The 14,953-nt window shown below is 46.3% G+C and carries 13 protein-coding genes; 3 read left to right on the top strand and 10 right to left on the bottom strand.

All coding sequences use genetic code 11. From position 1 onward, the window contains the following. Positions 1–34: 34 nt before the first annotated feature. From ACRC6Q_RS15920 to ACRC6Q_RS15895, 6 genes are all read right to left on the bottom strand, one after another. A complete protein-coding gene (locus ACRC6Q_RS15920) occupies positions 35–1,336 on the bottom strand; it encodes a DUF2254 domain-containing protein (RefSeq protein WP_223641585.1) in 1,302 nt (433 codons plus the stop codon). 102 nt (positions 1,337–1,438) lie between these two features. Further along, a complete protein-coding gene (locus tag ACRC6Q_RS15915; RefSeq protein WP_431467012.1) occupies positions 1,439–2,635 on the bottom strand; it encodes a cytochrome P450 family protein in 1,197 nt (398 codons plus the stop codon). 93 nt (positions 2,636–2,728) lie between these two features. Beyond that, positions 2,729–3,520, bottom strand: coding sequence for an enoyl-CoA hydratase/isomerase family protein (locus ACRC6Q_RS15910; RefSeq protein ID WP_431467011.1), 792 nt, complete (start codon positions 3,518–3,520; stop codon positions 2,729–2,731). Positions 3,521–3,539: 19 nt separating this feature from the next. After that, complete coding sequence (locus ACRC6Q_RS15905; protein ID WP_223641576.1) at positions 3,540–4,265, bottom strand: 2-phosphosulfolactate phosphatase; 726 nt, start codon at positions 4,263–4,265, stop codon at positions 3,540–3,542. A 4-nt stretch (positions 4,266–4,269) separates the two neighbouring features. Further along, the gene (locus ACRC6Q_RS15900; RefSeq protein WP_223641573.1) at positions 4,270–5,337 is read right to left on the bottom strand and encodes a phosphotransferase family protein; all 1,068 of its coding nucleotides are present in this window, start codon (positions 5,335–5,337) and stop codon (positions 4,270–4,272) included. 41 nt (positions 5,338–5,378) lie between these two features. Next, complete coding sequence (locus ACRC6Q_RS15895) at positions 5,379–7,013, bottom strand: long-chain-fatty-acid--CoA ligase (RefSeq protein WP_431467010.1); 1,635 nt, start codon at positions 7,011–7,013, stop codon at positions 5,379–5,381. A gap of 439 nt (positions 7,014–7,452) precedes the next feature. On the opposite strand from ACRC6Q_RS15895, the gene rsgA reads away from it, so the two are divergent. Beyond that, positions 7,453–8,508 (top strand): ribosome small subunit-dependent GTPase A, encoded by a 1,056-nt coding sequence (rsgA, locus tag ACRC6Q_RS15890; RefSeq protein WP_223641554.1) that lies wholly within the window; start codon positions 7,453–7,455, stop codon positions 8,506–8,508. A gap of 36 nt (positions 8,509–8,544) precedes the next feature. Here rsgA and ACRC6Q_RS15885 read toward each other — a convergent pair whose 3' ends face one another. The 4 genes from ACRC6Q_RS15885 to ACRC6Q_RS15870 form a co-directional block, all read right to left on the bottom strand. After that, the gene (locus tag ACRC6Q_RS15885; RefSeq protein ID WP_223641550.1) at positions 8,545–9,186 is read right to left on the bottom strand and encodes a response regulator; all 642 of its coding nucleotides are present in this window, start codon (positions 9,184–9,186) and stop codon (positions 8,545–8,547) included. 16 nt (positions 9,187–9,202) lie between these two features. Next, the gene (locus ACRC6Q_RS15880; RefSeq protein ID WP_223641547.1) at positions 9,203–10,318 is read right to left on the bottom strand and encodes a GAF domain-containing sensor histidine kinase; all 1,116 of its coding nucleotides are present in this window, start codon (positions 10,316–10,318) and stop codon (positions 9,203–9,205) included. 116 nt (positions 10,319–10,434) lie between these two features. Beyond that, complete coding sequence (locus tag ACRC6Q_RS15875; RefSeq protein ID WP_223641545.1) at positions 10,435–12,135, bottom strand: phospho-sugar mutase; 1,701 nt, start codon at positions 12,133–12,135, stop codon at positions 10,435–10,437. Between the two features lie 191 nt (positions 12,136–12,326). Further along, complete coding sequence (locus tag ACRC6Q_RS15870; RefSeq protein ID WP_223641542.1) at positions 12,327–13,871, bottom strand: carbon-nitrogen hydrolase family protein; 1,545 nt, start codon at positions 13,869–13,871, stop codon at positions 12,327–12,329. A gap of 132 nt (positions 13,872–14,003) precedes the next feature. Between ACRC6Q_RS15870 and ACRC6Q_RS15865 the strand changes: the two genes are divergently transcribed. Both ACRC6Q_RS15865 and ACRC6Q_RS15860 read left to right on the top strand, forming a co-directional pair. Further along, positions 14,004–14,435 carry a disulfide oxidoreductase gene (locus ACRC6Q_RS15865; protein WP_223641539.1) on the top strand — a complete coding sequence of 144 codons (432 nt, stop codon included), beginning with the start codon at positions 14,004–14,006 and terminating at the stop codon, positions 14,433–14,435. Then, a complete protein-coding gene (locus ACRC6Q_RS15860; protein ID WP_223641509.1) occupies positions 14,432–14,902 on the top strand; it encodes a thioredoxin family protein in 471 nt (156 codons plus the stop codon). Before ACRC6Q_RS15865 ends, ACRC6Q_RS15860 begins: the two co-directional genes overlap by 4 nt. The last annotated feature ends 51 nt before the right edge of the window (positions 14,903–14,953 follow it).

Raw genomic sequence — 14,953 nt, 5'->3', positions numbered from 1 at the left:
TTTCCCTCCTTTATCGCTTCCAGTAGCATTGCCATCAGCTTTTCTCAGCCAATACTATATTATAGGAATGCTGGCCAGTTGCTACAGCCAATTGGTCAATCTTTTCCTGAAGTGTTTCCCGATCGAATGATTTTAACCCCTGGGTATCGACAGCTTCCAATACGTAACCATGCGTATCCCATAGTTCCTGATGATGGCGCTTCGGCACAAGTTCTGCAGCGACAGTCAACGATTCAATAATTGAAATTAGAACCGAAATATCTTCTTTTCCATAATGGGCTATTTGATAAAAGGTTTTGTATAAAACACTCTTGTATGGTGGAAAACGATACAGTACCCGTTCTCCTTTTTCTTCTCCACTTAAGAGGAACGGCCCTGTTTTCAACTGGCCCAGCTGACCGAGGAGGCGACCCAGCCGGATAATGATTTCATTGGCCGTATTCGGATCGTTGATACCCGGAGATATGGCCCGCAATGCTACTTCCACCAATTTTTGAATAGCGAAATCGAGATCCTGTTCCGAGGTTCTGGAGGTGCCGATTGAGTAGAAGTCAGCGGCAGAAACTTCTGTTTCACTAGTTTTAAAAACATGGAAAATCGGTTTTCCTTCGTAGATGTAATCACCCGTTTGGACAAGAATCTCCACTTCCAGTTCGTGTTTTTCCGTATAATCCACCAGCTTGTCGAACGAAAGATACTGCACATAGCCCTCTTTTTCAGCATGATGGGTTTCTTTGATGCCGACAGGATTCCATTCTGTTTCTTTCCCATCTTCATTTTCCTGCAGCTCTTTGAGTTTGGAAATGGCCTTTTCTGTATCTCCAATCAATTCATTGACCAGCTGGCCAACTTGCACGTGCGTAGCGATATAGTGGATAAAATAAGCAAATGTCGAAAGACAGAAAAATGCGATGAGAATTCCGACAAACGTGGAAATCACGTCGGTGGTATACAAATCATCTCTCATAAAGAGCAGCGACAGTGTGTTATAAATAAAGCCGCTAAGAAAAATCCCCAGGACACGCCAGGTGATTTTATCATGGATGAAGTTTTTCAAGGTTCTCGGAGAGAATTGAGATGAGTACATGGTCAGGACAACCAGAATCGTTGAAAAAGTAAACGTAGTCATGGTCAAAAGAGCCCCCGATAAACTTCCCATGATGGTTTTGGCCAAATCGACATTCGTCAAAAGAATAGATGGGATATAAGGCTTGAGCCTTTCAATATATAAAAGATCGATGTAGAAAAAAGTGATCGACAGGAGAACCGCCATCACAATGTATAATGCAGGAGTGAGCCACAGTTTTTCCTTCAGCCAAAATGATAGTGACTTCATATATATTCCCCTCTCTTGTAACTTGCTTTCTAATTCTCTTTCCCTTGATGGCTTTTGGACAAACAAAAAAGGCTGGATGCACTCCAGCCCTATGTCTCTTATTCACTTAAGCAGCAAGGGAAGTTCTTTGACGCCGCGGACAATCATGCCCGGCCGCCAATTCAACTCGCTCTGCTCAACCGTTAATTCCATTTGTGGAAAACGCTTCAGCAGACTGGCAATGGCAATTTCCCCTTCCAAACGCGCAAGAGGAGCTCCAAGGCACATATGGATTCCTTTTCCGAATGCCAAATGCGGACTTTTCTCGCGCTCGATATTAAATAGGTCTGGGTCTTCGAATTGCGCTTCATCATGGTTTGCGGAATTCAACGACACTACGACCAAATCGCCTTTTTTCATTTGTTTGCCCTGAAACTCAAAATCCTCCCTTGCCCATCTGGATGTACTGAATTCGACTGGGCCGTTAAACCGCAGAGATTCTTCGATGGCCTGACTGACGAGTTCGGGCTGCTGCTCCAAAATCCTTCGTTGTTCCGGGTTTTCGAGCAGGGATAAGACCGTATTGCCGATTAAGTTCACCGTCGTTTCATGGCCTGCAATGATCAATAAGGTAACCACGCCATAAAGCTCCCGTTCACTCAGACGGTCTCCTTCCTCCTCCGCCTGAATCAAGCTGCTGATGAGATCATCTCCGGGCTGCTCACGGACTGTCGCAAACCACTGCCCCAGGTATTGGACAAACTCATTCATATGCTCATAAACAGTGGCGCCGAGTTCCCCACTGGTCCCTTCAATGAGTGAATTGGACCAAAGGCGGAATTTATCGCGGTCAGCCGATGGTACACCCAAAATTTCACAGATGACGGTAATTGGCAGTGGAAAAGCGAATTCATCAATTAAATCGACCTGATCTTGACTTTCCATTCCCGTCAACAGCTCATCTGTTATCTCCTGAATTCTGCCGCGCATACCCGAAATCATTTTGGGCGTAAAAGCTTTTTGGGCGAGGCCGCGCAGTCTTTTATGGTCAGGTGGATCTGAAAACAGCATGTTCTGCGTAAAGACACTCATCATGTCCATGCTGCCTCCATAAATCTTCGACATATCTTTAATGAAACGGGGATCTTTCAAGACTTCCTCAGCATCCTTATAGCGTGTCACCATCCAGCCATTCTGGCCATCTGGAAACCGCACCGCATGAACGGGATCCCCTTCCCTCAATTTTTCATAGGTCGGATAAGGGTTCTGCGTAAATTGATCTGTAAACAAACCGTATTCATTGGCACGATCTGAAGTCATCTTCACTCCTCCTTTTTTCTTTTCTATACCCCTCCTCCAGTAGACTCACCTCGTTCAAATTTACCAAATACTCCTATATTTTATTGCTTCTATTCATAAAACCTGCTGTTTTTGATTGAACACCGGCTTGCGTTTTTCCTTGAAAGCAGAGACCCCTTCCAAATGATCGTAGGTAGTGATCATCATCGCTTGTGTGATCCGTTCCTGTTCCAGGATTTCCGCCAATCCGGCCGTCGACGATTGATCGGTGATCTTTTTCATCAATCCGAATGCTTTAGCCGGTCCGTTTGCCAGTTTTTCAGCAAAGCGGATCGCTTCTTGCTCCAGCTTTTCCAGCGGATATAAATGATTGACGATTCCCCATTCATGAGCAGTTTCGGCAGTAATCGGCTGTGCACTGAAAAATAATTCCTTAGCGCGGTAAGGACCGATCAAACGTGGAAGAAAATACAGGCCGCCTCCATCTGAAATCAATCCCACTTGAGAAAAGCTCATCACGAATTTACTGTCTTCAGCCGCTAAAATGATGTCACTCGCCAAAGCCAGGTTAAAAGCGGCTCCTGCTGCAAACCCATGAACCACTGCGATGATCGGCTTTTCAAGTGCCCGCATGGCCAACACCAATTCGTTCAACTTGCCGATATGTTCATAGGTTTCTGAAGCCCCCGCTTGCCCCATCGTCTTTACATCTCCACCTGCTGAAAATGACCTGCCTGCTCCTGACAGGATGACCGTTCTAATCTCAGGGTTGCTGCCTGCATTTTGTATTTCCGTATGTAAGCCTTCGATCATTTCGGGACTGAATGCATTCAAGCTGTCTGGGCGATTCAATTGCAGGGACAATACGGCACCTTGCAAATTGACGATTAAATGTTTGTTTTCCATTCCGTTTCCTCCTCTAATTTTACTTGATGACCAATTTCCCGTCTTTCAGCCATGGCACGCTATCGATCAACCCACGGTTGGCAATAAAATCGATTTCCTCTTCAAATCCATTCCGCATCAGCATCTTCCCGACACGTGAATCTTTTAAGATTGTCTGTGCTTGTCCTGTATTCGAACGGTAAAAAATACGTGCTGCTTTTGCCGAATCCGTTAAATCCCAATTGTCTGTAAGGGTCATCAGGCAATCCACAAAATAACCTGCGCCGTATAGATCTTCCATGCAAAATTCCCCGCCTGACCCTGAACAGACAGCAACAATCGTATCTTCAAGATGGTCCGCTGCTATCTTGCTTGCCGCTGCTTTGCCGTTCAGCAAAGAAGCGGTATACACTTTTTTGGCCACAGCGGATTTCCGGATTGCCACAGTTCCGTTTGTGGTTGACAGCACGACCGTTTTGCCACGGATCTGGTCTTTCAACTGCAGTGGATTGGGATCCAAAAAACCTTCGATCGTCTTGCCATTGTATTCTCCGACCAAGCAAAAACTGTCGGCCGGCCTTCCTTCCGCTACACGGAGTGCTTCATCACTATTCAGTACCGGCACTACTTCTTTTGCTCCATGCCAAAAACAGGCTGTGATGGTCGATGTCGCCAGCAGGACGTCGAACACCACCACTGTTTTGTCTTCCTGCATTTTAGCATCATCAATTTCTTCTTTTTTCAATAACACATGAAGTCTAGGCACCGATTCACTCCCTTTTCGCTGTCGTCAACGCGTGCTGCATTAAACTTTTGACAAATTGATCAAAGTGGGAGAAGCGCGAGTCCTGGGTCTGTCCTTTTTTATAGCGATAGTAGATTTGTTGAATAATCACGGCCAATTTAAAATAAGCGAATGTCAAATAAAAGTTCATACCTGAAACGTCCCGTCCGCTTTTCTCTCCATAGCTTGCGATAAATTCTTCGCGGCTATAGAATCCATCCAGCACCGTCACCGGCGCTTTGCCGAGCCCGTGTTTCAATAGATCAGGATCATCCGCTTGAATCCAATAACTCATAGCTGCTCCCAAATCGGCCAGCGGATCCCCAACCGTCGTCATTTCCCAATCAAACAATCCCGTCATTTCGGAAAAATCTTCTGAAAACAACGCATTATTCAACTTAAAGTCATAGTGGATGATGGTGGGTTCCTGGGAAATCGGAATATTCGTCAGCATCCATTCTTTCAATTGCTCTACACCTTCAATATCTTCAGTTTGGGCACGTTCATACCGTCCAATCCAGCCTTCTACTTGGCGTTGCATGAATCCTTCAGGCTTCGCTAAGTCGACAAGCGGTGTTTTCGTATAATCCAGAGCATGAAGTTTAACCAGTGTGTCCACCATCTTCTCCGAAATCTTTCGCCCCAGATCTTTTGTCGCTTCAATTCCTTTTGGAAACGCTGTATCCAGTACGACCCCATGCCGCCTTTCCATCACAAAGAAAGGACTGCCGATGATGGATGCATCGTCTGAAAAGACAAAAGGTTTTGGAGCGATCTTAAAAATAGGATGAAGCGCGGACAAGATGTTAAATTCACGTTCCATATCATGCGCTTTTGGTGCGACCGGTCCGAGCGGCGGTCTTCTGAGAACAGCTTCCCAACCGCCGATTTGCAGTGCATACGTTAAATTCGAATGGCCAGAACTAAATTGCTGGACTTTCAGTTCTCCTTGCGGCACCCCCTCAATGTGGTGACGCAGAAAATCTTCAAGCGCCGGATGATCCAGTTCTTCTCCAGTTCTTACTGGAATTGTTGTTTTTTCTTGCTTTGACATTTCTTCCACCTCTTTGCTATGTTGACTTCCCCCTACAAAATCTACAGAATCTCAGATATTTTATTTGTTATGTTTTTTTCTTCCCGAAGCGCCCTTCTTAAAATTTTTCCGACATTGGTTTTTGGCAATTCATCTCGGAATTCGATGACGCGCGGCACTTTATATGCAGCCATCTTGTCTTTTGCCCAAGCAATCAATTGTTCTTCGCTGATGTCTTTGTCCGCTTTTTTAACGATTATGGCTTTAACACTTTCTCCACGGTATGGATCAGCGATGCCAATTGCCACCGCTTCCTGAACGGCTGGGTGTTCGTATAAAACTTCCTCGATATCACGGGGATAGACATTATAGCCGCTAGAAATGATTAAATCTTTTTTGCGGTCGACAATATAGGCGTAGCCGTTTTCGTCCATCTTGGCGATATCCCCAGTGAAAAGCCAGCCATTCCTCAATGTGTTTGCTGTCTCTTCCGGCATATTCCAATATCCCTTCATCACTTGAGGGCCGCGAATGATCAATTCCCCGATTTCTCCTGCCGGCACTTCTTTTTCTCCGGTAGCCAAATCGACGACCTTGTACTCTGTTGAAGGCAGACCGATACCGATACTTCCTGGTTTTCTTTCGTCGAAAGGTGGATTGCAATGCGTAACCGGTGATGCTTCCGACAATCCGTAGCCTTCTAAAATTTTGGCTCCTGTCTGGTTTTCGAAATCCTTCATGGTTTCCAGCGGCATCGGCGCACTGCCGCTATTGCATATCTTGATGCTGTCAATGCCGTACTCTTTCGCTTTCGGATGGTTGGTAATGGCAATATACATAGTTGGCACACCGGGGAATGTCGTAGGCTGCTCACGTTTGATCGTCTCGAGCACTTCTTCAAGGTCAAAACGGGGCAGCAAAATATTTTTAGAGCCGTTTAAAATCGACAAATTCATTGCAGAGCTCATGGCAAATACGTGGAATAACGGAATGACCGTCAGGCAGCTTTCTTCACCGAACGTCACTTCATCTTTGAAAAACTCCTGCGACTGCAAGGCGTTGACGGCAATATTCCGATGAGTCAGCATCGCGCCTTTTGAAAGGCCTGTCGTCCCTCCTGTATACTGCAATACGGCTACATCTTCTGCCGGATCAATAGCAACTGTAGCGACCTTGCCAGTCCCTTTTTCGACAAACGCTTCGAAATGGACAGCTTGATCAAGAACCGTCTTTTCCGTTTCAAAACTGACAACAATAATATTTTTTAAAGAAGTTTCTTTTGCGATAGCTTGGATACGCGGATATAAAGGCTCGTATACGACGATGGTTTCTGCACCTGAGTCATTCAGTAGATATAGCAGCTCATTTTCCAGCAGCATGGGATTGATCTGTGTGACAATGGCACCTGCTTTTAACACCCCATAATACGAGATGATGTACTGCGGACAATTCGGCAGCATGATTGCGACACGGTCATTTTTTTGGATTCCGGTTTGCTGAAGAGAAGATGCAAAAACAGTTGAAAAAAGATCCAGTTCCTTATAAGACATTTCTTTCTGATAAAATTTGATCGCGATATGATCCGGAATTTTCTTGGCTGTTTCCGAAAGCAATTGAGGCATTGTCTTATCAGCAAATTCCATCTCAGCAGAAATACCTTTCGGGTAATGGCTCGTCCAAACTTGTTCTATCGTCATTTTCTGTCCCCCTTATCCTATTAAAAATTCTTACAACACACGACTCGATACTAACCAGTCGGTATGTTCAGAATATTACCATTATGTTAACGTTTTCATTTTATAAATGCAAGACTTCAAAGTAATTTAACGTTAGAAATACTTGGTTTTCTATCTCTGTATAGTAGCCATTCTGCTTTAAGCATGTTTTTTAAATAAACGAATCAAATCTTCAGAAAAATTACTTGACGTTCAAATGGCCATACAGTATGGTTAATTTAACTTGAAGAAAGAGGTGAGGCATTATGGCTATTTTATTTTTGAATACGCAATTCCAGTCCATAGTGTCTCCCCATGTGTATCGCTGACGATACGCTTCTTCCATTATGCCCGGGGACCACGGACTGCGAATTGCGCGCATCCGTGGTTTTTTATTTTGCATAATTAGGAGGAAACAACATTGACGAAGATTGAACAGTACGGCTGGAACTCCAGCTGGCAGGAAAAAATAACTGCGCCAGGAATCCCTGGCCGCGTAACTTTAGAACATAAAAATTTATACCGCGTCGTAACAGACCATGGAGAATGGCTCTGCTCATTGTCCGGCAAATACCGCCATCAGCATACTCGCATAGAATTCCCGTGTGTCGGCGATTGGCTCATGGTCGAACAGATGCCTGGAGAAGAAAAAGGCATCATCCATCAAGTGCTGCCTCGCACTTCACAGTTTTCAAGAAAAATGGCGGGAGAAACATCCGACATCCAATTGATTGCTGTGAACGTGGACTATGTCTTTTTGGCAATGTCCTTAAATCATGACTTCAATGTCCGGCGCCTCGAACGTTATTTGTTGGCTGCTTGGGATTCAGGATCGAACCCCGTTATCGTCTTGACCAAGAAAGACCAATGCTCCGACATCGGACCTTATCTGCGCCAGGTTGAAGCGGTGGCATTCGGCGTTCCCGTCTTTGCCGTGTCTGCCTTGACCGGTGAAGGAATTGAAGAGCTGCAGCAGCAATTGGCCGGTTCAAAGACCGGTGCTTTGCTTGGTTCATCGGGCGTCGGAAAATCATCATTGATCAATGCCCTGTCCGGCAGCGAGCGCATGATGGTCCAGGACATCCGGGAAGATGACAGCAAAGGCCGGCATACAACCACCCACCGGGAAATGATTCTACTGCCCGAAGGCGGCTTGATGATCGATACTCCCGGCATGCGCGAATTCCAGCTCGGGGATTACTCAGAAGGTGTCGAAGCAGGCTTCAGCGATGTCGAAAGTTTGGCACTTGCTTGCCGGTTCCGAGATTGCGCTCATAATGACGAACCCGGATGCCGGGTTCAGGAAGCGCTCCGAAACGGCGAGCTGGATGCCAGACGTTACCAGAGCTACTTGAAGCTGAAGCGCGAGCTTGCCCATATGGAACGGAAAAGCGATGCAGCAGCCCAAAAAGCCGAGCGCAGCAAATGGAAGCAAGTAACCAAAGACAACCGTAAACGCCCAGTGAAAAAACGTTAAAAAAAGAGTGCGACGGATTCCTCCGTCGCACTCTTTTTAAATTCTCCCGGGTTCTGTCAGGCCGTGCTTGACAGCGTAGAGCGCTGCCTGTGTCCGGTCCTGGACAGCCAATTTTATGAAGATGTTGGAGATATGGGTCTTCACTGTCTTTTCGGTGACAAATAATGCTGAGGCAATTTCCCGGTTGCTTTTTCCTTTTGTCAGTTCGGCCAGCACTTCCTGTTCCCTTGGCGTCAACTGATTTACGGTATGCGGCGCCGGTTCAGCTGGTGCCTTCATCAGCTCGGATGATGCTTTCGGATGGAGGGTGTTTTCTCCACGCATCAAGCTGCGGAGCGAAGCCACCAGTTCATCGGGCTCGATATCTTTCAATTGATAACCTGCCGCTCCCGCTTCAATCGCCGGCACTACATGATCCTGATCTGAAAAACTGGTCAGCATCAAAACAATCATATCCGGAAACTGCTCTTTAATCAGCCGGGTTGCCTGAATCCCGTCCATAATCGGCATCACTAAATCCATCAGGACGATATCCGGTTGAAGTGCCGCAGCCATTTCCACCGCTTCTTTGCCATTTACGGCTTCCCCCACCACTTCAATGTCCTTTTGTGTTTTCAAAAAGAACAGCAAGCCTCGCCGCACCACATGATGGTCATCGGCTATCAATACTTTCACCATGTTCTCCACTCCTCTATTAATACGGTATCCTCACGAGGATTTCCGTTCCTTTGCCGATTTCACTGGACCAGTCCGCCGTTCCGCCCTCTGCAATAGCGCGGTCGCGTATGCTTTGGATACCGATGGACGGCAGGTTGACATTATGATCAAACGCAAACCCCCGCCCTTCATCTCTTAATACCAATAAGACATCAGTCGCGGTGACCGACAAATACAATTCGACTTTATTGACACCTGCATGTTTCCGTACATTGTTCAACGATTCCTGCGCAATCCGGAATAAGGTCTCCTCGATGCGCGATGGCAATTGGATGACGCCGGTCATTTTTGTTTCAACTGTTAAACCCAGCATTTCACCATAGCCTTTAATGGCATCCAGCAACCCGCTTTCCAGCCCTTTTGGCCGCAATTGCCAGATCAACGCCCGCATTTCATTCAATGCTTCCTGCGTCAGGTGTTGGATGTCGCGGAAAGTTTCCTGAACAGTAGGATCTTCCGACATCTCCACGCCTCCCCGAGCGGTCAATGTCACTGAAAACAGCAATTGATTGACCGAATCGTGAAGGTCGCGGGCTAAACGGTTCCGTTCTTTGACGAGCGCCAATTCCTGCTCTTGTTTCGTCAATCCGATCCGTTTGATCGCTGAACCGATTTGAAAAGCCACCGATTCCAACAGAGCCAACTCGTCTTTTGAAAATCCGACAGTGTCCGGTGCCGCAATATTCAACAGCCCGAACTTTTCTTTCCCTGACTGAAGCGGCACCGTTGCGTGATGCGTAATGCTGCCTTGTTTCCGTGCTTTTGCCGGCATAGCATTTTCGATGCGCTGGCAAGCGATAATATTGGACGCTTTATCCAGATCCCCGTCGTGGTAACGCTTAACGCACCAACAGCCGCCTTTTTGCAGATGACGGCAATTATTGTCTTCCAAAGGAGCTGGTAAATTTGCCTGAGCCACCAATTGATGTTTCCCTTTTTCATTAATAAAGAAAATCCAGGCAGTCTCGAAAGTCGATGCACTCAAAAGTTTATGGATGGCGCCATCCAGCATACGGGCCATATCCGTTTCTTCATTAAGCAATTCGGCTATTTCTTTCAGTAACGTTATATTGGAAGGTTCGCTCATCACCATACCCATTCACCTCATTCTTGCTGATTTAACCATACACTTTTTTAAAAACTTCCTCCCTCGTACTTTTGGACGAGAAAAGCTGAAAGGAAAAGCCCCCTTTTCAGGGAGCTGGGTGCTTAACGGCTATTTACTTCCTCTAAAAACGATTCCTTCAGCAGTTCCAGCTTTTCATCACTTTCCTGCTGGGTTTCAGCAGTGATGCCAAAGTAATACTTTACTTTCGGTTCCGTACCGCTCGGGCGTATACATACCCATGAGCCGTCTTCCAGGAAATACTTGATGACATTCGACTGCGGCAGCTCAATTTTTTCATCGGTGCCTAAATCGACAAAGATGCGGTTCTGAGTTTCGTAATCTTCAATGGAAACGACAGGAATGCCGGCAATCGCCTGAACTGGCTGTTTGCGCAAATTTTCCAGCAATGCATTGATTTCACGCGCACCATCAATGCCTTTTTTGGTGACGGATACCAGTGATTCTCGGTACCAGCCAAAGCGATTATACAGTTCAACCAGGACATCATGGAGATTTTTCCCTTGTTTCTTATAGAAGGCAGCCGCTTCAACCAACAGCAGTACCGACTGAACAGCGTCTTTGTCCCGTGCAAAATCGCGGATCAGATAGCCGTAACTTTCTTCATAGCCGAATAAAAACTCGAATTGTGGGTTGGCATCATTATGCTTTAATTTTTCTCCAATGAATTTAAAGCCGGTCAAAACATCTTCACTGCTGACGCCGTAAGAATCGGCTACAACGCGGCCGAACTCAGATGTGACAATGGTTTTGAAGATGCGGCCGTTCGTCGGCAAAGTACCTTTGGCTTTTTTCTGGCTCAGCAGGTATTCAATCAAAATAGCACCCGTCTGGTTGCCGCTCATCAATTCGTACTGGCTGCCGCTCCAGACAGCAATGCCGACGCGGTCTCCATCAGGATCGACGGCAATCAACAGATCTGCACCGGATTTCTTGCCGTACTGCTCCGCTAGTTCAAACGCGGAACCTTCTTCCGGATTCGGCGATGTTACCGTCGGGAATTCACCGTCCGGCTCCATCTGTTCCGCTACATACGTAATTTCGTTGTAGCCGGCTTTGTCTAATAACTTCTTGACAGTCGCGCCTGACGCCCCATGGAGCGGCGTGAAGACGGCTTGAATCGGGCTTGCCGAATGTTCCTGCACCGTCAGTGCATTGGATAGATACGCTTCATCCATCTTTTCATCGATCCGCACCAGCAAAGATTTTTCAAATCCTTCATTAGCTATGGACAACTCGTCCTGAACCCGGCTGACGTAATCGATGACACGGTCAGCATCTTCCAGATTCAATTGGGCTCCATCTTCCCCATATACTTTGTAGCCGTTGTACTCCGGCGGATTGTGGCTGGCCGTAATGACGATGCCCATAAAGGCATTCAAATAACGCACACTGAATGACAATTGCGGCGTTGTCCGCGGTCCGCTGTATAAATAGGTGTGGATTCCATTCGCTGCAAACGTCCGTGCTGCTTCTTCCGCAAATTCAGGAGACATGCGACGGCTGTCGTAGGCAATGGCCATTCCGCGTGCCATCGCCTCCTCGCCATTTTCTTTTATGTAATCCGCTATTCCCTGAGAAGCTTTCCGTACGGTATAGACGTTCATCCGGTTTGTGCCCGGTCCGATTTCGCCACGCATCCCTCCGGTCCCAAAAACCAAGTCCTGATAAAAAGCGTCTTCCGCTGATTTTTCATCTTCCATCAGTACAGTCAATGACTGGCGTGTTTCTTCATCGATTGCTTCGTGGTCCATCCAACGTTTAATGCGTTCTTTCCATGACATATAAAGTCCTCCATCCATAGTGGTATAAATTGAACTAATGATCCTCATATGTTGATATTCTACAAACTAACTGTGCATTCCTGCAGCAGCTCTGTCTGGAGCACCATATAAAAGGAAAATTCTTTTCTGTACTATTCAGTTTAGCAAATAGTCAGAAGAAAAGCCGCTCCCATTTCGGGAAGCGGCTGTGTTTAGTCTTTTTTATATTCTACACGGTACACATCGTGGCGACGGTCCTTTAATTGCTTGACTGTGCCGTTTTGGCGCTGGCGACGCAGAATTTCCAAATCGACATCTCCAATCAACACCATTTCAAGGTTTGGATTGGTTTCTCCGACAATTCCATCACGTGCAAACTCAAAATCGGATGGAGCAAAAATACCCGATTGAGCGTATTGGATATCCATATTTTCAGTTTGCGGCAAGTTGCCGACAGTCCCGGAAATAACGGTGTAGATTTGATTTTCCACTGCGCGGGCTTGTGCACAATAACGGACACGCAAGTAGCCTTGGCGATCTTCTGTACAGAATGGAGTGAATATGATGTTCGCTCCCATATCTGTTGCGATGCGTGCAAGTTCAGGGAACTCGATATCGTAGCAGATCTGGATGGCGATTTTACCGCAGTCTGTATCAAAGACGCGAACAGAATCACCCGCAGAAATTCCCCACCATTTACGTTCGTTTGGTGTGATGTGGATTTTATACTGCTTGTCGATGGACCCGTCCCGGCGGAACAAGTAGGCAATGTTGTAGATCTCATCGTCTTCTTCTTTGACGAAATGTGAACCTCCGATGATATTGATGTTGTAGCGCACAGCAAGATCTGTAAACAGCTCAATATATTGAGGCGTGTATTCAGTCAATTTGCGCACTGCCTGGCTCGGCGATGGCTCGTTTAGGAATGACATCAGCTGCGTTGTAAAGATTTCAGGGAATACCACGAAATCCGAATGTGCATCTGAAGCTACGTCCACAAAATATTCAACTTGATTGGCCAAGTCATCGAAAGATGTGATGGCGCGCATCAAGTACTGCACGACGCAAATCCGAACCGGCAAACTGGTTTTGAAATGGCGTTTGGATATCGGTTTGTAATCGACATTATTCCATTCCATCAACGTGGCATATTTGCCGGATGCCAAATCATCCTGCAGGTAATTCGGGTTGATGCGCATCAACTGGAAACCGTTCATCAACTGGAACGTTAAAACCGGATCATATATTTTATGGCGTGAGACAGAATCGACGTACTCACGCGGTGACATTTCATCCGCATGTTTATGGTAATTTGGAATGCGCCCGCCGATGATGATCGACTTCAGGTTCAATTCGCGCGCCAGTTCCTTGCGGGCTTCGTAAAGACGCTGCCCGACTTTCATCCGGCGGTATTCCGGGTGTACCATGACTTCAATGCCGTACATATTATAGCCATCGGGATTGTGGTTAGTGATGTAGCCAGCGTCTGTCACATCGTCCCACGTATGGCGGTCATCGTATTCATCAAAGTTAATCAGCAAACTTGAACACGAGCCAATCACTGTGCCGTCCAATTCAGCAACCATCTGGCCTTGAGGAAAGACACCCAAATGGCTTCTTAATTGTTCTTCTTTCCAAGGATCCATTCCAGGAAAGCATAAACGCTGCATTTCAAGGATCGCATCTATATCTGCATAATTCATTTCACGAATGATCATGCTTTTTTCGAAATGGGATAAATCGAATTGTTCTGCCACAGTACAGCTCTCCTTCACAAAAGTTTCAAACTTTATTATATAGCAATGTCACTCAGGTTGATATTATTTTACTTGTATCACCATAACAATTATAATTCTATGGAAGTAATTTTTGAAAAGAGGGAACACCAGATGACGAAACGCCAGGAAAATGTATTGCTTTCCATGTGGGTTGTGGCGCTCATCGCCACGTCAGGTTCGCTTTATTTTTCTGAAATCCGCGGCTATGCTCCGTGCGAACTGTGCTGGATTCAACGCATTTTCATGTATCCGCTGGTTATCGTCCTCGGAGTGGCCTATGTCCAGAAAAATGTTCGAATCGCAGCTACCACGCTGATTTTCTCTATCATCGGCGGAGGGATTTCCCTTTACCATTACGGTCTGCAGAAGCTCGATTTTCTGGCAGATTCCGCGCCGTCCTGCGGTCAGGTTCCGTGTACCGGGGAGTATATCAACGTGCTCGGATTCATCACTATTCCGTTTTTGGCGTTGACCGCGTTCATCCTGATCGCTGGAATGAGCATTTATTTACTGAAGTCCCTTAAGGAGGAAAAATCACAATGAAGAAGTTATTGATCATCGCGGGAATTGTCGTTGTCGTTTTTGCCGGCATTATCTTTTTGACCAATCAGGCAAACAATGAAAAGTTGGCGAACAACCCGTACGATACAGAAGACTTGGAACAAGCAACGATTGATCAATTGGACGATGAAAACTACCAGAACATTGTCGTACCGGCTGAATTGGAAGAACAGATTGCCAGTGGCGATCCGACTACGGTTTATTTCTTCAGCCCAACTTGCCAGTACTGCCAGCAGACCACACCTGTTTTGATGCCGGTTGCTGAAGAGATGGATATAGACGTTTTGCAGTATAATCTGTTAGAGTATGAACAAGGCTGGCAGCAATACTTGATCGAAGCAACACCGACACTGATCCATTACGAAAATGGCGAAGAAGTTTCACGTTGGGTCGGCGCACAGCCGAAAGAGAATATCGAACAATTTTTCAACGATGTAGTTAAAAAATAACTGACAAAGGGATCATGTGCCTTGCGCATGATCCTTTTTTATGGAGGAAAC

The sequence above is a fragment of the Planococcus sp. SE5232 genome, assembly GCF_050686535.1.
In the GTDB taxonomy this organism is placed as follows: Bacteria; Bacillota; Bacilli; order Bacillales_A; family Planococcaceae; genus Planococcus.
The sequence above is the reverse complement of the archived record's forward strand: the minus strand, read 5'-3'. Positions and strand labels throughout refer to the sequence as shown.

Bases quoted from the DNA above. Each gene is read 5' to 3' on its own strand.
- ACRC6Q_RS15920 (WP_223641585.1), bottom strand. From the start codon at position 1,336: ATGAAGTCACTATCATTTTGGCTGAAGGAAAAACTGTGGCTCACTCCT.
- ACRC6Q_RS15915 (WP_431467012.1), bottom strand. From the start codon at position 2,635: ATGACTTCAGATCGTGCCAATGAATACGGTTTGTTTACAGATCAATTT.
- ACRC6Q_RS15910 (WP_431467011.1), bottom strand. From the start codon at position 3,520: ATGGAAAACAAACATTTAATCGTCAATTTGCAAGGTGCCGTATTGTCC.
- ACRC6Q_RS15900 (WP_223641573.1), bottom strand. From the start codon at position 5,337: ATGTCAAAGCAAGAAAAAACAACAATTCCAGTAAGAACTGGAGAAGAA.
- ACRC6Q_RS15895 (WP_431467010.1), bottom strand. From the start codon at position 7,013: ATGACGATAGAACAAGTTTGGACGAGCCATTACCCGAAAGGTATTTCT.
- ACRC6Q_RS15885 (WP_223641550.1), bottom strand. From the start codon at position 9,186: ATGGTGAAAGTATTGATAGCCGATGACCATCATGTGGTGCGGCGAGGC.
- ACRC6Q_RS15880 (WP_223641547.1), bottom strand. From the start codon at position 10,318: ATGGTGATGAGCGAACCTTCCAATATAACGTTACTGAAAGAAATAGCC.
- ACRC6Q_RS15875 (WP_223641545.1), bottom strand. From the start codon at position 12,135: ATGTCATGGAAAGAACGCATTAAACGTTGGATGGACCACGAAGCAATC.
- ACRC6Q_RS15865 (WP_223641539.1), top strand. From the start codon at position 14,004: ATGACGAAACGCCAGGAAAATGTATTGCTTTCCATGTGGGTTGTGGCG.
- ACRC6Q_RS15860 (WP_223641509.1), top strand. From the start codon at position 14,432: ATGAAGAAGTTATTGATCATCGCGGGAATTGTCGTTGTCGTTTTTGCC.